Annotated in this window: 19 protein-coding genes and 1 pseudogene; 8 read left to right on the forward strand and 12 right to left on the reverse strand. The window is 46.2% G+C overall.

Annotated features, from left to right (window positions below; genetic code table 11):
• Positions 1-161: 161 nt before the first annotated feature.
• The 6 genes and pseudogenes from GC093_RS00015 to GC093_RS00040 all read right to left on the reverse strand — a co-directional run bounded on the left by GC093_RS00015 (position 162) and on the right by GC093_RS00040 (position 5043).
• On the reverse strand, positions 162-1046 hold the full coding sequence (locus GC093_RS00015; RefSeq protein ID WP_171649792.1) for an urease accessory protein UreD: 885 nt from the start codon (positions 1044-1046) through the stop codon (positions 162-164).
• The gene (gene ureG, locus GC093_RS00020) at positions 1039-1701 is read right to left on the reverse strand and encodes an urease accessory protein UreG (protein ID WP_171649793.1); all 663 of its coding nucleotides are present in this window, start codon (positions 1699-1701) and stop codon (positions 1039-1041) included. The genes GC093_RS00015 and ureG overlap by 8 nt, the downstream gene beginning before the upstream one ends.
• 29 nt (positions 1702-1730) lie before the next feature.
• The gene (locus GC093_RS00025; protein WP_171649794.1) at positions 1731-2432 is read right to left on the reverse strand and encodes an urease accessory protein UreF; all 702 of its coding nucleotides are present in this window, start codon (positions 2430-2432) and stop codon (positions 1731-1733) included.
• A gap of 50 nt (positions 2433-2482) precedes the next feature.
• Complete coding sequence (ureC, locus tag GC093_RS00030) at positions 2483-4216, reverse strand: urease subunit alpha (protein WP_171649795.1); 1734 nt, start codon at positions 4214-4216, stop codon at positions 2483-2485.
• A 121-nt stretch (positions 4217-4337) separates the two neighbouring features.
• Positions 4338-4691, reverse strand: a pseudogene (ureB, locus tag GC093_RS00035) (urease subunit beta); the annotation flags it as partial.
• Positions 4692-4734: 43 nt separating this feature from the next.
• Positions 4735-5043 (reverse strand): urease subunit gamma, encoded by a 309-nt coding sequence (locus GC093_RS00040; protein ID WP_171649797.1) that lies wholly within the window; start codon positions 5041-5043, stop codon positions 4735-4737.
• Positions 5044-5519: 476 nt separating this feature from the next.
• Here GC093_RS00040 and urtA point away from each other — a divergent pair, with 476 nt between their 5' ends.
• From urtA to GC093_RS00070, 6 genes are all read left to right on the forward strand, one after another.
• Positions 5520-6794 (forward strand): urea ABC transporter substrate-binding protein, encoded by a 1275-nt coding sequence (urtA, locus tag GC093_RS00045; RefSeq protein WP_171649798.1) that lies wholly within the window; start codon positions 5520-5522, stop codon positions 6792-6794.
• Between the two features lie 120 nt (positions 6795-6914).
• Positions 6915-7820, forward strand: a complete 906-nt coding sequence (urtB, locus tag GC093_RS00050) for an urea ABC transporter permease subunit UrtB (RefSeq protein WP_171649799.1) — start codon at positions 6915-6917, stop codon at positions 7818-7820.
• A 95-nt stretch (positions 7821-7915) separates the two neighbouring features.
• Positions 7916-9043 (forward strand): urea ABC transporter permease subunit UrtC, encoded by a 1128-nt coding sequence (gene urtC / locus GC093_RS00055; protein WP_171649800.1) that lies wholly within the window; start codon positions 7916-7918, stop codon positions 9041-9043.
• 36 nt (positions 9044-9079) lie between these two features.
• Positions 9080-9868 carry an urea ABC transporter ATP-binding protein UrtD gene (gene urtD / locus GC093_RS00060; protein ID WP_171649801.1) on the forward strand — a complete coding sequence of 263 codons (789 nt, stop codon included), beginning with the start codon at positions 9080-9082 and terminating at the stop codon, positions 9866-9868.
• On the forward strand, positions 9855-10550 hold the full coding sequence (gene urtE / locus GC093_RS00065; protein ID WP_171649802.1) for an urea ABC transporter ATP-binding subunit UrtE: 696 nt from the start codon (positions 9855-9857) through the stop codon (positions 10548-10550). The genes urtD and urtE overlap by 14 nt, the downstream gene beginning before the upstream one ends.
• 172 nt (positions 10551-10722) lie before the next feature.
• Positions 10723-11550: an aldo/keto reductase gene (locus GC093_RS00070; protein WP_171649803.1), complete on the forward strand. Its 828-nt coding sequence runs from the start codon at positions 10723-10725 to the stop codon at positions 11548-11550.
• Between the two features lie 73 nt (positions 11551-11623).
• Here GC093_RS00070 and GC093_RS00075 read toward each other — a convergent pair whose 3' ends face one another.
• The 4 genes from GC093_RS00075 to GC093_RS00090 form a co-directional block, all read right to left on the reverse strand.
• A complete protein-coding gene (locus GC093_RS00075) occupies positions 11624-13573 on the reverse strand; it encodes an FtsX-like permease family protein (protein ID WP_171649804.1) in 1950 nt (649 codons plus the stop codon).
• Positions 13548-14327: an ABC transporter ATP-binding protein gene (locus tag GC093_RS00080; protein ID WP_171649805.1), complete on the reverse strand. Its 780-nt coding sequence runs from the start codon at positions 14325-14327 to the stop codon at positions 13548-13550. The genes GC093_RS00075 and GC093_RS00080 overlap by 26 nt, the downstream gene beginning before the upstream one ends.
• A gap of 122 nt (positions 14328-14449) precedes the next feature.
• The gene (locus GC093_RS00085; RefSeq protein ID WP_171649806.1) at positions 14450-15535 is read right to left on the reverse strand and encodes a sensor histidine kinase; all 1086 of its coding nucleotides are present in this window, start codon (positions 15533-15535) and stop codon (positions 14450-14452) included.
• The gene (locus tag GC093_RS00090; RefSeq protein ID WP_171649807.1) at positions 15535-16239 is read right to left on the reverse strand and encodes a response regulator transcription factor; all 705 of its coding nucleotides are present in this window, start codon (positions 16237-16239) and stop codon (positions 15535-15537) included. The genes GC093_RS00085 and GC093_RS00090 overlap by 1 nt, the downstream gene beginning before the upstream one ends.
• 152 nt (positions 16240-16391) lie before the next feature.
• Here GC093_RS00090 and gerQ point away from each other — a divergent pair, with 152 nt between their 5' ends.
• Positions 16392-16820 (forward strand): spore coat protein GerQ, encoded by a 429-nt coding sequence (gene gerQ, locus GC093_RS00095; protein WP_171649808.1) that lies wholly within the window; start codon positions 16392-16394, stop codon positions 16818-16820.
• 34 nt (positions 16821-16854) lie between these two features.
• On the opposite strand, the gene GC093_RS35410 is transcribed toward gerQ, so the two are convergent.
• Complete coding sequence (locus tag GC093_RS35410) at positions 16855-17031, reverse strand: hypothetical protein (RefSeq protein WP_216624430.1); 177 nt, start codon at positions 17029-17031, stop codon at positions 16855-16857.
• On the opposite strand from GC093_RS35410, the gene GC093_RS00100 reads away from it, so the two are divergent.
• Complete coding sequence (locus GC093_RS00100) at positions 17024-18043, forward strand: zinc-dependent alcohol dehydrogenase family protein (protein WP_171649809.1); 1020 nt, start codon at positions 17024-17026, stop codon at positions 18041-18043. The two genes, GC093_RS35410 and GC093_RS00100, sit on opposite strands and share 8 nt — an antisense overlap.
• A gap of 1 nt (position 18044) precedes the next feature.
• On the opposite strand, the gene GC093_RS00105 is transcribed toward GC093_RS00100, so the two are convergent.
• Complete coding sequence (locus tag GC093_RS00105; RefSeq protein ID WP_171649810.1) at positions 18045-19022, reverse strand: 2-hydroxyacid dehydrogenase; 978 nt, start codon at positions 19020-19022, stop codon at positions 18045-18047.
• Positions 19023-19149: the final 127 nt, after the last annotated feature.

Genomic DNA, 19149 nt, shown 5'->3' on the forward strand with positions numbered 1-19149 from the left:
AAAAAGACGGCGTATACTCCCGGAATGTGGGAGTATACGCCGTCTTTTTCTGTAAAGCATTAAGTTGATTTAGAAGGATGCATGTTTTTCAGTGCCCTCCTAGGAACAACGGATTTTTTCGAGTGAATGAAATTAAGTATTTCTGTGATCTATCTACCTTTTTATTTCCGAACATGCAAGGCAGTCTTAGCAAATAGCTGTTGACGAATAAATTGCCAGGCCTCATCAAGCAAGCTTTGAATTTGATATATTTTATGACCCACTACAGACAAGACAAGCCCATATTTGTAGGTTCTGCTGACGCCGTAATAGAGTGGAACCGCCGGTTCTATAGGTCCTTCCTGCGTCAGAGCGGCTGTACTCTGCCACTGATCTATATAATCTCTCAGCGATTCTACAAATGAAGCATCCACCCGATCACTAAAAACGCTGAGCGATCCCATATGGGTATAACCAGCCCAACTGCCCAAAGCATTAAGCTTCTGTTCGGCAGGTAATACACGCTGTCTGGAACAATAAATCATTTCACCGCCATAAAGAACAGTTAACTGATTTTGATACTTTTCGTAATGGAATAGCTCGCCTCTGTGCGTTCTTCCAGGACAAACCATATCTGAATAAATCAGAACGGAGCTTGGCTCCATATGAACCTCTGTGCTGGTATATAGGATTGCATCCTTATACAGCATTAATGGCTCAGGCATATATTCCACATAGCTGCCGCTTTGAAGTATAAGCTTCTGCTGCTGCCTGCTCGGCTGAGCAGCTGAGGCTTCCATACCCTCGCCTCTAGCAGGATGTACCTTTGTATAGGACTGGTTGGTAATATATACATTCGTATTTTCACCAAACCTCCAATCCAACACATATTCGTCTCCCCCCATAATACCTGGAGAGGAGTCCATGATATAAACACCAAGCTGACCGTGATCGAACGGGAATGCTTTGGCGATTTTGAGTGGATATGCGTGGTACCTATCGCTTAGCCGAGTCTGCCCTCCCGCCTCCGTAAAGGTGGCGGTAATGCATCCGGTGACTTTAGGCATGATCGAATTCCCGCTCAACCCATTCAACTATATCATCCAAGCCTTGGCCGTTAAACAAATTAGAGAATATAAAAGGACGTTCGCCACGCATTTTCCGAGTATCTTCTTCCATTACCGTTAAGCTGGCCCCCACATGCGGTGCCAAGTCAATTTTATTAATCACTAACATATCAGAACGAATAATGCCAGGACCGCCTTTACGTGGAATTTTCTCACCCTGCGCCACATCAATGATATAGATGAAGCGATCCACCAATTCTGGACTAAAAGCAGCTGCCAAATTATCCCCACCGCTTTCGATAAAGATAATGTCCAGATGCTCAAATCGGCTTTCCAGCTCCTCAATCGCTTCAAAGTTCATAGAAGCATCTTCTCTAATAGCTGTATGAGGGCAGCCCCCCGTCTCAACACCGATAATTCGATCCGCAGACAACGCTTCCGAACGAATAAGGATGTTAGCATCTTCCTTTGTATAAATATCGTTAGTTATAACAGCGATGCTGTACCTATCGTTCAACCTGCGGGCCAACCGTTCCACCAATGCGGTTTTGCCAGAGCCTACAGGTCCACCAATACCAATTCGCATAGGGCGTTCCAAATGCTGTTTCTCCGGTGTTTCCCATTGATGATGATGATGCGTTCCTCCTTGACACATAGAAATGCGCCTCCTTTTAAATTTTTGATTTATGACATAAACAACCGTGAATAAAGTGCTTCATGACGCATCATTGCGATATCTGTTTGAGGCGTGTTGCCGAAGCCATCTTCCAGCGGATCCAAATGTTCAGCACTTTGCCAAGCTTGCGCGATCACTGGAGTAAGTTCCGCGAGCAGTCGCTGCCCTTCGGTTTGACCTATGGACATCAGTCTAAGTCCACTATTAATGCAGGTCATTGTGCAAGCGTATAAATAGCCCTCAGCCGCCATAGCCAGCGGCACTTGTATTTGATAGCTGATCCAGCCATGAATCAGCGGATGGGTGCCATGACATCGGCGCTCCTGTAGCGCAGCTTGCAGCGGCTCCCAAGTCATGTCCGGGTAGATGGACCTAGCCAGCTGGAACAGCCTTCGGCCCATCTTGACTACCCCTTCCCTCGTCTCTGCAGCCGCTCTCTGCACATGCTGTGTCTGATCCACGCGCCAAAGCGAATCCCATTGCTGCTCAGGCCCGTAAAGATAAACAGCTTTTACCGCGAGCGCATCTATGGGTGCCCAGCTTTGGAACAGCATGGTTTCTATATATTCCCTTAAATGTTCAGGCCGCTGTATATGTCCCGACTGAACCAAGGTTTCCAGCCCAAAGGAGTGGGAGAAGCCTCCGATTGGCAGCGCAGAATCTAACAGTTGAACGTAGGAGAGCCACAAGTGTGTGGATGGTTGCTGCATTGCCGGTTACTCCCCCCTTCTGTATTTCTTCTATATATAGAAGAAACACATTAAAACAAGAAATATCGTTGAGCCATCGGCAATTCCAGGGCCGGTTCGCATGTGATAACTGCTCCATCTACTTTTACCTCATAGGTTTCAGGATTCACATCTATGCGAGGAGTCTCTCCATTATGAATCATGTCCTTTTTAGTTATGCTTCGGCAATTTTTAATCGGCTCAATCCGCTTTTGCAGCCCCAACTCGGTGTGTACACCTAAATCGAAAGCAGCCTGCGAAACGAATGTGATGCAATGATTCAATGCATTACCGAAGGAGCCGAACATAGGCCTTCCGAATACTGGCTGCGGTGTTGGAATGGAAGCGTTCGGATCGCCCATTTGCGCATAAGCAATTAGTCCGCCCTTGAGTACCATTTCCGGCTTGATGCCAAAAAACATGGGGCTCCACAGTACCAGATCCGCAAGCTTGCCTATCTCTACTGATCCAACAAGATGAGACACACCATGTGTGATCGCCGGATTAATGGTATATTTCGCAACATACCGCTTAATGCGGAAGTTATCAGCTTCACTGGATGTCGCTGCATACTCCTCGTTGGGCGCCGGTAAATAGCCGCGCTGCTTCTTCATTTTATCAGCTGTCTGCCAAGTTCGGATAATCACCTCTCCCACTCGCCCCATTGCCTGTGAATCGGAACTAAGCATGCTGAACACGCCCAAGTCGTGCAAAATATCCTCCGCCGCAATAGTCTCTGGTCGAATCCGCGAATCTGCAAAAGCTACATCCTCGGGAATCCGACTATCGAGATGATGGCAAACCATCAGCATATCGAGATGTTCTTCAATCGTATTTACAGTATAAGGACGCGTTGGATTAGTAGACGACGGAAGTACATTAAGCTCAGCAGCAATCTTAATAATGTCCGGCGCATGACCTCCTCCGGCTCCCTCTGTATGATAAGTATGGATAGTCCGACCGCCTATAGCAGCTATCGTATCCTCCACAAACCCGGATTCGTTCAACGTATCCGAATGAATAGCAACCTGTATATCATATTTGTCAGCCACCCGCAGACATGTATCGATTGCAGCAGGCGTTGTGCCCCAATCCTCATGCAGCTTCAAACCGATAGCTCCCGCCTCCACCTGCTCGATGAGCGGCTCCGTGAACGATGCGTTGCCCTTGCCCGTGAACCCAAGGTTCATTGGAAAAGCTTCCGCCGCTTCGAGCATACGGTACATATGCCACTTGCCTGGCGTGCATGTCGTAGCACTCGTACCCGCAGCGGGTCCTGTACCGCCTCCGATCATTGTCGTCACACCGGATGCTAGCGCCGTCTCGATCTGCTGCGGGCATATATAATGAATATGCGTATCGATACCACCCGCAGTAATAATACGACCCTCGCCTGCGATGACCTCGGTTCCGGCTCCAACAATCATGTTTGGCTGCACTCCATCCATCAAATCAGGATTGCCAGCCTTGCCGATACCTACAATGATTCCATCTTTAATGCCAATATCCGCCTTGACTATACCCCAGTGATCAATAATCACTGCATTGGTTATCAGGGTGTCAAGAACACCTTGATCCCGAGTATGGCGGCTCGATTGCCCCATTCCATCACGGATAACCTTACCTCCGCCGAACTTGCATTCCTCGCCGTAAAAAGTATAATCCTGCTCAATTTCAGCCCATAATTCCGTATCAGCGAGCCTGACAGCATCTCCGACCGTGGGCCCGAACATCTGAGCGTAAGCTTTACGATCCATCTTTGCCATCTTTAGCAGCGCCCTCCTTATTGCTTTTCGGAGAAGAGTTAACCTCGTAACCATCTGCAGAGTTTTTCGGAGAAGAGCTTGCATCGTCAGCTTCAATAGCGCTTTGCTTCGTATGCATAAGCTCCCATGCCTCCAAGCGAAGCCTTACTTCTTCAGGCATATTGCCGTATTGCGCTTCTCCCTGCGACAGGTTGTTTAATCCATATGAAAGCTTCGCACCGCCAAGCTCTACTAATTGAACAGGCTTTTCTTCGCCGGGTTCGAACCTCACAGCCGTACCGGAAGCTATGTTAAGACGCATACCGAACGCTGCAGCCCTATCAAACTTCAAAGCCCGGTTCACTTCAAAGAAATGAAAATGAGAACCAACCTGAATAGGTCGGTCACCGATGTTAACTACAACCATTGCCGATGTTTTTTTTCCTTTGTTTAACTCAATTTCTCCAGCTTTAATTCGATACTCACCCGGAATCATCGTTGAAGCTCCTTTCAATTAAATTCAATCGATACATGACTTCTTAAATAACCCCTATCGGTTGATGCACAGTAACTAGCTTGGTTCCGTCCGGGAAGGTCGCCTCAACTTGCACCTCATGAATCATCTCAGGTACACCTTCCAGTACTTGCTCTGCTTTCAATATGGTTGTGCCGTACTGCATCAGTTGGGCTACCGTCAAACCATCCCGCGCCCCTTCCATAATTTCAGAAGTAATTAATGCAATGCTTTCAGGATAATTTAATTTCACACCGCGCTGAAGACGTCGTCGAGCCAAATCTGCCGCTACTGTAATTAATAGCTTTTCTTTTTCGCGTTCTGTTAAATGCATTTGATTAAAACCTCCTCAGCCCAATCATTCAATTGTTATAAAACATGACACAATAAACACGAATGATTAGTTTCTAACACGTCTATTATATTCGCATTTTCACTAATTGTAAATTGTTTATGTCAGATATATGTAGGTATTACGAATCATATTTTCCGTTTTTTCTCATATCGTAAAGATGAAACATTAATATGTAACATTTTCAAGAACAAAAATTACATAAAATCATTCATAACAGAAATTTATGTCACGTATATTGACATTAACGTAACGCTAAATTATGATATCTCATGTAAGGAAACCTCCCCACAAGCTTAACGCTATAAAATATAAATCGGAATTGCCTTTCCGAGACTCATCACGATGATAAGCTGCTTAACCTTTGAGCAACTGACCGGTACTATATAGAAAACATACACAGGGTCCGGTACAGATGTTTACAGGTGCACACAATTTTTCGAAGGAGTGGATGAGAGATGTTGGTAAAAAGAAAAGGGATCCAGGTATTAATGGCGGTCTGCATGTCTCTGACAGCACTTCTGGCAGGCTGCGCAACGCAAACGACGCCAGCCGCAACACCAGCGGCTCCGGCAGCAACCAAAACCGACGTGAAGCCGGAAGCAGGCAAGGATGAAGCTATTCCAGTTGGAATTCTGCATTCATTGACCGGCACCATGTCCATCAGCGAGGTCTCTGTAAAAGACGCCGAGATCATGGCCATTGAAGAAATTAACAAAGCAGGGGGCGTACTTGGCAAGCAGTTAAAACCCATTATTGAAGACGGGGCATCTGATTGGCCAACTTTTGCAGAAAAAACGAAGAAGTTACTACAAAAAGACAAAACAGCCGTTATCTTCGGCGGATGGACTTCTTCAAGCCGTAAAGCAGTGCTTCCAGTTGTAGAGCAAAACAAAGGACTCTTTTTCTATCCCGTGCAATATGAAGGTCTTGAATCATCCCCTTACATCTTCTACACAGGCGCAACAACGAATCAACAAATCGTACCTGCGGTAACCTGGCTGCTGCAAAACAAAGGAAAGAAATTTTTCCTACTCGGCTCTGATTATGTTTTCCCAAGAACCGCCAATAAAATCATTAAAGAACAGCTGAAGGCTGAAGGCGGCGAATTAATTGCAGAAGAATATACTCCGCTTGGCCATACCGATTACAACACAATCATCAGTAAAATCAAGAAAGATAAGCCTGACGTTATTTTTAACACTTTGAATGGTGACAGTAACGTCGCTTTCTTCAAACAGTTGAAGGACGCAGGTATCAGCGCCAAAGATTTGACCACACTTTCCGTAAGTATTGCTGAGGAAGAAATTCGCGGTATCGGCGCTTCCGTCTTGGAAGGACATTATGCTGCTTGGAACTATTACCAAACAACAGACACTCCAGAGAACAAAAAGTTCGTAGAAGCCTACAAAGCCAAATACGGTAAAGACCGCGTAACCGATGATCCAATCGAGGCAGGTTACTTTGGCGTATATCTATGGGCTGAGGCAGTGAAAAAAGCAGGCTCCTTTGATGTAGAAAAAGTGAAAGCAGCTGCAAAAGGTCTCGAATTTAACGCTCCAGGCGGTAAAGTCATGATCGATGGCGATAACCAGCACGTTTACAAAACAGTTAGGATCGGTCAAGTACAGGCCGACGGACAATTTAAAGAAGTATGGAACTCTGGCAAGCCAGTGAAGCCGGATCCGTTCCTCAAAACGTACCCATGGGGTGCCGAGGTTACTAAGAAATAATTGTCGCTTCATCGCTGCAATAGACAAACAAACTTTCGGGGCTGCTCCAACGTGGGCAGTCCCGCCTCTTTTCATAAGGGGCTTGGAGTCTAAGCTATTCATATCAGGAGGTTGTTGCCCATGGGCTTGCTGCTGCTTCAATTATTTAACGGCGTATCGCTTAGCTCCATTCTGCTCTTAATCGCCTTAGGGCTGGCCATCACGTTTGGTTTGATGAATGTGATCAACATGGCGCATGGTGAGTTTATTATGATAGGCGCTTATATGGCTTATACGATCCAACAGTTATTTCAAAAGTTCCTGCCGGCTTCAGCTTTTGGCTGGTACTTTATTCTTTCTCTAGGCGTAGCATTCGCCATGGCATTTGCTATCGGTTGGCTGCTAGAAGCAACGCTGATCCGGTTTCTTTACGGCAGGCCACTCGACAGCTTGCTTGCCACTTGGGGTGTAAGCCTTGTGCTGCAGCAGCTGGCACGGCAAATTTTCGGAGCGCCGAACGTGGCGGTTAAGGCACCGGAATGGCTTGAAGGCGGCCTTGCGCTTAGCGCCGACCTCATGCTACCTTACAAGCGGCTGTTCATCATCGGGCTCGTAATCGTGTGCATCACGATTATTTACCTGTACCAGTATCACAGCCGTGGCGGGCGCAACATGCAGGCGGTTATGCAAAACCGCAGCATGGCCTCGTGCCTTGGCATTTCTACGCGACGCGTCGATTCGCAAGCGTTCGCTTTCGGCTCGGGCATGGCTGGCATCGCCGGCTGCGCGTTGACGCTAGTCGGTCCGATCGGACCATCGATCGGCACCTACTACATTGTCGATGCGTTCATGGTCGTTGTACTCGGCGGCATCGGCAAAATTATCGGCACCGTTGCCGGTGCTCTAGGCATCGGTGTGCTGAACACCGCCTTCGAATACACAACAAGCGCAACAATAGGCAAAGTCATAGTATTCACGCTTATTATCGCGTTCCTGCAGTGGAAGCCTTCCGGTCTGGTAACTATTAAATCGCGAGCGCTTGATTAACCATTATGCTTTCGAAGAAAGTTTTGCACCAGCAAAACTCAGCCTATGCTTTCGAAGAAAGTTTTGCACTAGCAAAACTCTAAGGAGTTGATAAAATGACCATCACAAATACCAAAATAAAAATCGTGATCACACTCATTCTATTTGCAGCAATGCTGATAGCCCCCTTATTTTTATCAGAATTTCGGCTCTCCTTACTTGGCAAGTTTCTAACTTATGCGATTGTTGCTATGGGACTTGATCTAATCTGGGGTTATACAGGTATTCTCAGCCTAGGCCATGGCGTTTATTTCGGACTTGGCGCCTATTGTATGGCCATGCATCTCAAGCTTATAAGCTCGCATGGCGAATTGCCTGATTTCATGTCATGGAGCGGTGTTGAGAAGCTGCCTTGGTTCTGGCTCCCCTTCCAGTCGGCTGGAGCCTCCATCCTTCTCGCGATGCTGGTGCCAGTGGCAGTCGCCTTTGTTCTTGGATATCTCACCTTCCGCAATCGGATCAAGGGAACCTTTTTCTCGATTCTTTCACAAGCATTAGTCATTATTACGGTTACGTTGTTTGTCGGACAACAAGGCTATACCGGAGGGACCAACGGACTCACAAATTTCGATACGTTCCTCGGGTTTCCGGTAGGCGAACAGTCAACTAAGCTCATGTTCTACTATGTGACCACCTTTGTAGTAATCGGTACTTTGGTACTTTGCTTTTGGATCTCTAAAAGCAGGCTTGGCAAAATTCTCGTTGCCATACGCGATGCTGAAAATCGTGTCCGCTTCATCGGTTACAACCCAGTTACCTACAAAGTATTTATTTATTGCTTTTCCGCCGCACTATCGGGATTAGCAGGCATTTTATTCGTTCTGCAGGAAGGGATTATTTCCCCCGCTCAAATGGGTATTGTTCCATCCATCGAAATGGTTCTATGGGTTGCCATCGGCGGCCGTGGAACTGTATTTGGTGCCATCATTGGGGCAATCGTCACCAACTCAGCAAAAACCACCTTCAGTGAAGCCTATCCGGAATGGTGGCCGATTATTATGGGTGCCATGTTTATCGTTGTCGTATTGTTCCTTCCCAAAGGCATCATCGGAACTATTAAAGCGATGGTTGAGAAAAGGGGCTGGTATCCGATCAAAAAATCCAAGCGTTTGCTTCCTTCCCCCCCTTCATTAGTAGGGTATTCAGATTTGCATAACGACACAAGTCCAGCGAGTACGAAGTAAGTTTTCATACGAAAATTCTAAGGAGGTTGTTCCTAAATGGAGACATCACCAAAGAAAGAATTTACCGCCGATTTAGTCCGCATTGAACAGCTAGAGGTAGACTTCGATGGTTTCAAAGCGATTCGAGGACTGGACTTCTCCCTCCAACGAGGGGAGCTTCGATTTCTGATAGGCCCTAACGGCGCCGGTAAAACAACCCTATTAGACGTGCTCTGCGGTAAAGTCAAGCCGTCTAAAGGAAATGTTCGGTTTAAAAGCACCATAGATTTAACCAAACACCAGGAACATCAAATAGCCCAGCTTGGTATAGGACGTAAATTCCAAGCACCTTCTATCTTCATTACACTGACCGTTTTGGAAAACCTGCTTTTATCCATGCGCCAGAAACGCGGGCTATTAAGCTCCTTAGTCGCCAAGACGACTTCCAGCCAACGCGAGCGTATCAAATATTATTTACAAATGATCGGCCTAGAGCATAAATCTCAAGATAAAGCAGGCTCCCTATCACATGGGGAGAAGCAATGGCTTGAAATAGGAATGCTGCTGATTCAAGAGCCAGAATTGCTTTTGCTTGATGAGCCAGCGGCAGGGATGACTGACAGCGAAACAGAAAAGACCGGTGAGCTGCTGCACAAAATCAGTGACAATCAGACTATTATTGTAGTCGAGCACGATATGGAATTTGTCCGTCAGTTTGCTAAAACCGTCACCGTGATGCATGAAGGATCCGTGCTCTGCGAAGGAACTATGGAGGACATCCAGAACGATGACAAGGTTGCCGAGGTTTATTTAGGAAGACGAGGTGTGCGCGATGCTGAACATTAATGACTTGGAGTCCGGTTACGGGGAAAGCATGATTCTGCGAAGTGTTAATCTAAAGGTAAAACCAGGTCAGGTCGTCTGCTTGATGGGGCGTAACGGCGTCGGCAAAACAACGCTGATGAAAACTATCATGGGGTTAATCAAGCCTAAGAAAGGCACCCTTACCTATGATGGTCGGGACGTTACTAACGCATCTCCCGATCGACGGGCCAAGGGCGGAGTAGGTTATGTTCCACAAGGCCGCGATATTTTCCCTCAGCTCACAGTGGAGGAAAATTTACTGCTAGGACTTGAAGCCAGCAGCAACCGCAAAACCAACATACCAGACACCGTCTATGAGATGTTTCCGGTGCTAAAGGAAATGATCCGCCGCAAAGGCGGTGATTTAAGCGGCGGGCAGCAGCAGCAGCTATCCATCGCCCGCGCTCTAGTTGCGGAGCCAAAGCTGCTATTGCTCGACGAGCCTATGGAAGGGATTCAACCGTCCATTGTTATGGAAATCGAGCAAGTCATTGAAAACATTAAAGCCAGCAAGAAGATGTCCGTCCTGCTTATTGAGCAAAGCCTTACCTTCGCAACTCGTATAGCCGACTATTACTACGTGCTCGACAAGGGTACCATAGTTGCAGAAGGCAACTCCTCCTCGTTAAGCGAGGATCAAGTGAAAAAACATCTGGCCGTCTAATCGGTCAGCAGACAAGTATACGCAGACAGCCAGTCAGGGCTGTTTTTCTTTTTGTTTAGCCCCGCCGAGGGCCCCTTATTTTATTTCGCTGATAGTAAGTGGTATGATAAATGGGCGGGCGGGTAAATATCCCAAAGTTTTGCTAAGCAAAACTCTTAAGGAGGAAAAAAAGATGACTCAACAAGTATCTGACTGCACAACGCTGCATAACGGTGTCAAAATGCCATGGTTAGGATTAGGTGTTTGGAAAACGAAAGACGGCGACGAAGTAATCCAGGCTGTCAAGTCTGCTATCCAAGCCGGTTACCGTAGTATAGATACAGCGGCCGCCTATGGCAATGAAGAAGGTGTTGGTGTTGGAATCAAACAAGCTGGCGTATCGCGCGATGAACTGTTCATCACTACGAAGGTCTGGAATGCCGATCAAGGCTATGATTCTACATTAAAAGCTTTTGAAGAGAGCCGCAAGAAGCTCGGTCTTGAAGTCATCGACCTCTATTTGATTCATTGGCCGGTAAAAGGTAAATATAAGGACACCTGGCGCGCTATGGAGAAGCTCTATAAGGATGGAGCGGTTCGTGCCATCGGGGTCAGCAATTTCCATACTCATCATCTGAAGGATGTCATCTCTGAAAGCGATACGGTTCCTATGGTTAATCAGATTGAATACCATCCTTTGTTGAGCCAGCAGGAGCTGCGCACCTTCTGTAATTCCAATCAAATTCAACTGGAAGCCTGGAGCCCCTTAATGCAAGGCAATCTGGATAACCCGCTTATTAGCGAGCTAGCCACCCAATACGGCAAATCTCCGGCGCAAATAATTCTTCGCTGGGATATTCAGAACGGTGTCGTCACCATCCCGAAATCCATCAACGAGAATCGGATTCGCGAGAACAGCGAAATTTTCGATTTCAATTTATCTGAGGATGATGTAGCCAGAATCAATGCATTAAATAAAAATCAACGTTTCGGTCCTGACCCGGATAACTTTAATTTCTAATTCCAGCATAAATAATCCGGCTGTCATGCTTTCATGGCAGCCGGCTTTGTTATAGTTCATCCCTGCTTCTTGTTTATAACCTGGTTAAATGCTTCAAGTACTGTCGGCGCGTGATAAAAAAGTATACGCCTTGCATCATAATATAAATGGCAATAACAACAAACCCGTATAGCATGGAATTAATGGACAGTACGTTCCCTAAGGCACGAAAGGCAAACAATGCATGAACCACCCCGACCAAACATGGAATAAAAAAGATCATTCCAATCTGCAGAGTCGTAATTCTTGTAATCTCCTTAATAGATACCCCGATTCGTATCAGCGACTTATATAAGGCCTGATCCTCCTGCAGCTCTGTAAAAAGCCTGAAGTAAATCATACTGCCTGACGCCACAAAGAATAGAAAGCTGACAAACAATCCGATAAACAGAGTAAGCGAGCTGACTTGCTTAAGTTCCAGATATGATTCTACACGTGATACAAAATAAGACTGTTGCTCCTTCGGAATAAGCTGCTCGATTTTGTTAACGGTAGGCCCCGCGTTCTCCCAATTGTGTAGTTCATAGCCATACAGAATGTAAGTATCATTTGCCGGCACATTTCGAAGGATTTCTTCAAACTCCGCTTGATCGGCGACCAGGAACCCTGTGTAATTCAACGTGGAAGACACCAAATTTCCTTCATAATGTTCATCCACCAGCAGTTTTATTTGTTGATCCCCCATTCGGGAAACAAATGTGTCCCCTTGCGACATATGATTCTTCACGTCATTTAAGGGATTAGGTGTAACCGTAACGGCATGGCCTCGTTCGACATTTACCGCTTTGAGGTTACCATATCTTGCAGCCTCCCTGTTAAAAGCATCCTCAGATACGAGCAGCGGCATATTTCTATAATCATCTATAGTCGCGGAAGCTGCTGATGGCACAGTACTTGTAGACAATGGTACCGTTAGAAGCTTCATTTCATGCTCGATCCTCACTCCGTCCTGCTGAAGCACCCCATTCAGTTTATCCAGATCAATGACCCGGTGCACATTAGCGCCCTTTTCTGCAAAAGCCACGGTATGAGGAAAGGCCTCCACCATCTTTCCTTTATTGCCCTGATAAATGACATAGAAGGTTCCTGAAGCGCTCAATATAACCGCACTCAAAATAGCCACAATAAACAACACGCGGGCGTTGTCTTTCATTTTAAATACCAGCTGGGAAATTGTGATCAGATTCGTTCTATTATAATAAATAGGAAGCGTACGCTGAAGTCTGTGGAAAATAGCTACACTGCATTGAGTAAACAAGAAATACGTTCCCAATGTAACTAGAAAAATTACGGGGAGCACGAAAAAAAGTACCGTACGCACTGTTGTAAAATAAGCCATAGTATAGCCTGTGCCTAAGCATATGACCGATAACAGCACCAGCCATATGGAGAAGGCCGGCGGTGTTTTTGGTTTCTTGGCAGCACGAATCAGATCAATAATCTGGCTATTTCTTATTTGAAAAAGTGTAACCAAGGTGATCATCTGAAACAACAAGAAAAAGCCAGCAGCCGTTGTAATCAGTGCTTTTGGTGCAAGATAAAAGGAAATCGGATTCCCCACCTGAAGCAGCTCAGACATCGCCATAAAAAACAGCTTGGAAAAAAGCGCTCCGAAGCCAATCCCCACCGCTATCGCAATGACAGAAATAAAGATGTTCTCATAGACGACCATTTTGTATATTTGCCGGGTTGTCATCCCAAACAGAGACAGCAGGCCGAATTCTTTTTTACGTGACTTTAGGAAAGCCGAGTTAGAATAGAGTACAAAGAAGAATGAAAAAATCATAATAATATATTCGCAGGCGAGCATGCCCATACGAACACCACTCGCTCCCTGAATATGTCCATTAATGACATCGGGATGAAAGATAAAGGCCGCATAGATGAAAAAGATCATAACTGAAAATACACTGCTTAGAAAAAAAGCTCTGTACTGATGCCAGTTGCCCCGAACATTCTTAACGGCGAATTGACGAAAATTCATCAAAATCCCCCCCTAGAATACTAAGCCCATCCAAGATTTGCTGGAAAAAAGCTTGCCTATTCGTTCCGCGGCGAATTTCTGAGAACAATCGACCGTCTTTGATAAATACAATCCGCTGGCAAAAGCTAGCCGCAAAAGGATCATGCGTCACCATTAAAATAGTGGCATGCTTCACCTCATTGATCTCCTTCAGCGCATTCATAACATCCTTGGCGGATTTGGAATCAAGGTTGCCTGTCAGCTCATCGGCCAGTAATATCGCCGGACGGTGGATCATAGCACGCGCAATTGCTGCCCTCTGCTGCTGCCCCCCCGATACCTCATAGGTTCGCTTATTTAAGATAGGCTCGATAGCAAGGAGCTTGGCAAGTTCCTGAAGTCTGACCTCCATATCCCGAATTGGCGCATTTTCAAGCACAAGCGGCAGCAGAATGTTTTCCTTAATAGATAAGGTGTCCAGCAAATTGAAATCTTGAAACACAAACCCCAGCTCGCGGCGGCGAAACAACGCCAAATCCTTGTTTTTTAAGCTCAAGGGATTCTTTCCATTAATTTCTACGGTTCCCGAGGTCGGTGTATCAATCGTAGATAAAATGTTTAGTAGGGTCGTTTTGCCGCTGCCCGAAGGACCCATGACCCCGACAAATTCGCCCTCCTCAATGACAAGATCAATATCCTCTAATGCTTTGTAAGTAACAGTTGCTTTAGGTGAGCCGTATATTTTAGTTAACGCTTGTGTTTTCAAAACACTCATTATTGAAGCCTCCATCCTCTAATTTCTTTCGAACTGGCTTTAGTATAATGGAAGCCCGTGTTTCGTCCCACTGAATTACCTTTCAATATGGACTCCTAATCTTACAATATTGTCACCTTCAACTATTGCCAAACATCCCGGTGAAGCGACTCGCTTGTATATGAAACGGTGAATATTGAACCTTTACCGTAATCAGAACGAACGGTAAGACGATGACCCAGTCTCCCGCAAACCTGCTTCGCCAAAAACAGCCCCATACCGGTAGAAGCAGCCGTCAAACGTCCGTTTTCCCCCGTAAAAAAGGCATCGAAAACTCGTGGTATATCCTGCGGCTGAATACCGATTCCTTCATCTTCAACATGGACGGAAATCCCCTGCGGCGTTCGTTCCACATTAAATAACAGCTGCTTGGACTCCATGTCCTCCGCTGCATTGCCTAACTTGGAATATTTAATTGCATTGCCCATCAACTGATTGAATACAAACCGCATCCATTTCTCATCCGTTTCGACAATTATTTGCGGCTCGCTGCTCACGAGCTTGGGATAGATCGCTTGGCGTATGCACGATTTTTTATTATCATTGATTACGCTGCGGATAAGCCCGTTCAGATCTACCCGCTTCACATGAACATCAAGCTCAAATTGATCCAGCCGCGCCATTTGCAGAACCATCTCAAGACCATAGGCCAGCTTCTCGTTTTCTTCCTCAATACTTTGAAGAAGCTTTTTGGCTTGCCCTGTTGTTACGATATCACGTGATTGCTGTGTGAGCAGGCCGATGACCGAAACCGGTGTTTTCATATGGTGTACCCATTGATTCATGAAATGGTGATGATGCTCCTGCCGCTGCCGGTGCTGCGTTAACTGATCCGAATAAAGCCTATGTCGAGCATGCATTAAGTCTTGAACCTGCTGCTGCTCACGGTTTGCTGCCCCACTCAGAACAACAGATGCTTCCACGTCCTCCCCTTCCTGGTTAAGTCGGGTAAGCTGGTTAAAATAAGCTTTTTTCGAAGCATAGTCAATCATTAAAAACAAGGAAAGCCCCACCAACGACAGCACAAAAATATAGATGATATTTCCTTTTTCAATTAGAATTGCCGATTGCAGGAGATCGAGACTAATGACAAGGAGAATCAGCACAACATTAACAAGGAAGATAACGATATATAAGAGTCTGTCCATTATAAAATCATTAAATTTCATCACACATTTCTCCATGTCACTAACATACGGTAGCCTTGACCCCGGACCGTCTCAATTACTTTGCTCAGCCCCAGCTCTTCCAGCTTTTTGCGTACCCGGGTGACATTAACCGAAAGGGTATTATCATCAACAAAATGCGTATCATCCCACAGCGCTTCCAGCAATTGTTCACGTGTAACGACCTGATCCACAGCAGAAAGGAGGCAATCCAGAAGTAAAAATTCATTATGACTAAGCTCGACCTTACTGCCCTTCCACATGGCTTCATTACGGGTACGGTCTAAGTAAAATCCATCTACCTCTATGACATCCCGACTAACGCTTCCTGCACTTGAGTATTCCCCGTAGGTCCTTCGCAGCACACCTTTTACCTTGGCTATGACTAAATCGAGATGAAACGGCTTAGTCAAATAATCATCTCCACCGTTCTCGATAGCCATTACTTGATCCATTTCCCCTGTTCGCGCAGACAAAAACACTATGGGTACATTAGACACAGTACGAATTTGACGGCACCAATAATACCCATCATAGTGGGGTAAGTTAATATCCAGTAATACAAGGTCGGGGGTATGCTCTAGAAATTCGCTCTTGATTTCACGAAAGCGTGTCGCCCGAAACGCATCATATCCGTATTTGTCCAGATATTCCTTGACAATACCGGCGATTTTATCGTCGTCCTCGACAACCATGATTTTGTACATAAGAAGCTCCCCCTTCATTTCCAAACCTGCCTTATTTCGTATTATACCTTATTCATACAAGCCCTAATAAAAAGCAGTGCTAATTGTCCAAGCGTTCATAATACTTATTAATGTAGAAGCATTTCCACTATCTTAAGGAGGAATCCGAAAATATGATGAACAACCCTTACAGACCAGGGGCACCCTACGGCGGCTACCCAGGGTATCCACCTCATCAGGGAGGCATGCAGCAGTTTGGCGGACATGTACCACCGGCAAGCGGTCAATTCATTTCTCCTACAGGTCAGGTCGCGACAACACCGATGTTGCCTATGGAGCAATCCTTCATCGAGAATATTTTGCGGCTCAATTTAGGCAAAATGGCCACACTCTACATGACATACGAAAACAACAGCGAGTGGAATGCCAAAATATTCAAAGGCAGACTCGAGGCGGCAGGAAGAGATCACATCATTATTAGTGATCCGACTACAGGTATGCGTTATCTTCTACTTATGGTAAACCTGGATTACATCACCTTTACTGAAGAACTAAAATATGCTTATCCATATGGGCAGCAGCCTCCACTAGCCACACGTTAAGCTGGTAGAGTAAGAACAACTCTACTCTGCGGCTTTACTTGGCAAACCAAAAAGCCGTCATACTGTGGCGGCTTTTTGGCTTGAACTTATCTTGATTGCGCAGGACAACCTCCATGGTTTCCGGGTTGTCCATCTGACATGTTATAATCGGCAAGAGAATCTGCGAAGTTGTTGAATCGATTCCAGAAAAGGAGCAGTCATCCATGCACACTTACGGCGCCATCCGATATTACCAGTTCGGAAATCCTGCTGATGTGCTTCAGCTTGTATACAGACGTATCCCGAAGCCGGATGCAGGCGAGGTGCTTGTCCGTATGACAGCACGCCCCATTAATCCATCAGACTTGATTCCCATTCGCGGCGCCTACTCACACCGTATTCCACTGCCTTCCATACCCGGATATGAAGGAGTTGGGATCATAGAAGCTATTGGTCCGTCGGTTGATCCTTCACTTCTCGGCAAGCGTGTATTACCGCTGCGAAGCGAGGGTACATGGCAGGAACGATTGATCGCTTCCGCTGAGCTGGTCATTCCGGTTCCGAATGATTTGAATGATGAAATAGCGAGCCAATTATATATAAATCCGGTAACCGCATGGGTCATTTGTACAGAAGCCCTACGGCTGTACCCTGGCGATTTTATGGTAGTCAATGCTGGCGGTTCATCGATAGGCCGTATTTTCGCACAGTTATCTGTCATTCTCGGATATAGATTAATCGCTATAACACGCAGCTCAAGCCACACCCAAGAGCTGCTGTCACTCGGCGCATCCCATGTTATTGATACATCAAAGCCGAACATGCCTTCTGTGCGTGAAGCTGTTCTTACTATTACTGAGGGCCGTGGGGCAGCGGCTGCCATTGATAGTGTCGGCGGTGCCGAAGGCGAGGAGCTGGCTTACAGCACCTGCACTGGGGGGACCCTTATCAGCATCGGACTTTTATCAGGCATTCCCGTTCATTGGGGTGAAGTGTCGCGAGCCAGCCAGACAGCTGTTCAATTATTTTGGCTAAGAAATTGGGTCCGTGAAGCTTCTGTAGGCAAATGGCATGAAACATTCGGGCAGTTGATAGATTGGGTTCAACAAAATCGTCTTCGCTTATCGGGCATAAGCCAACGGTACGAGCTTGCTCAGGTTAAGCAAGCTGTGTTCGCAGCTGAGACGCCTGCCAGGCAGGGAAAAGTCCTATTAGTCGATGCTTGCAACTTGACCAAGCAATAATTTAAAAGAGGTTAATTTCAGGATTAACCAGATGCAAGGGTCTTGTCCCTGAAACGCCAAGAATCAGATTTTCTGCCGCTAGCATAGCCATTCGGGTTCGAGTCTTAATACTCGCGCTGCCGATATGTGGCATGGCAACGACATTGGGCAGCTTGAGGAGCCGATGACTTGGCTGCAAAGGCTCTGTTTCGAATACATCCAAGCCTGCCGCCCAGATCCGGCCGCCTGTTAAAGCATCGTACAAGGCATCCTCGTTGACAATGCCTCCTCGGGCTGTATTAATAAGGACTGCGGTATGCTTCATTCTTGCGAATTGCTCACGGTCGATCAAATTAACCGTTTCTGGCGAATAAGGAGTCAACACAACAATAAAGTCGGATTGGCTAAGAAGGGTGTCCATATCGGCATAGGTCATGCCATAGGTCTTTTCAGCTTCAAGCTTTCTGGAACGGTTATAGTAAAGAAGCTCCATATCAAATCCCTTCGCTCTTTTGGCGACAGACTCCCCGATTCTTCCCATACCGATTATCCCTAAGGTTGCCCCATAAATATCCTGGCCTGTCAATTGCATGGGCGACCATGTTTTCCATTGGCCTTGTCTCAAATAATCGGAGGCTTCAATCAATCTTCGCGAGGTGGCGAGCATCAAGGCAAAGGTTAAATCTGCCGTCGTTTCTGTCAAAACCCCAGGCGTGTTCGTAACCGCAATGCCCCTCTTCGTTGCAGCTTCCACATCGATATTGTTGTAGCCTACTGCCATGTTGCTGATAACCTTCAGATTAGGCGCCGCCTCAAGCAATTGTTCATCAATCCGCTCCGTTAAGAGGCATAGCAAACCATCTGCATCCTTGAGCTGCTCCTGAAGCACTTCCCTCGGTACAGCTGTATCCTCTTCATCCCAAATACTTACATCACAGTGCTGCTTGATTTTAGCCAGAGCGGCTTCGGGAAGCTTGCGGGTAATGTAGATCTTATTCAAATGTTCTCATCCCTTCAGTTAGGAGATTGTTTAGATTGGAATCGTTTACACTCAATGTATGTACTTTACCTATGCTTGTCAAGAGTTCCCCTCATAATCAGCAGGCCCTCGACAAAAAGAAACCGGA

Origin of the sequence: Paenibacillus foliorum (assembly GCF_013141765.1) — a bacterium.
In the GTDB taxonomy this organism is placed as follows: domain Bacteria; phylum Bacillota; class Bacilli; order Paenibacillales; family NBRC-103111; genus Paenibacillus_S; species Paenibacillus_S foliorum.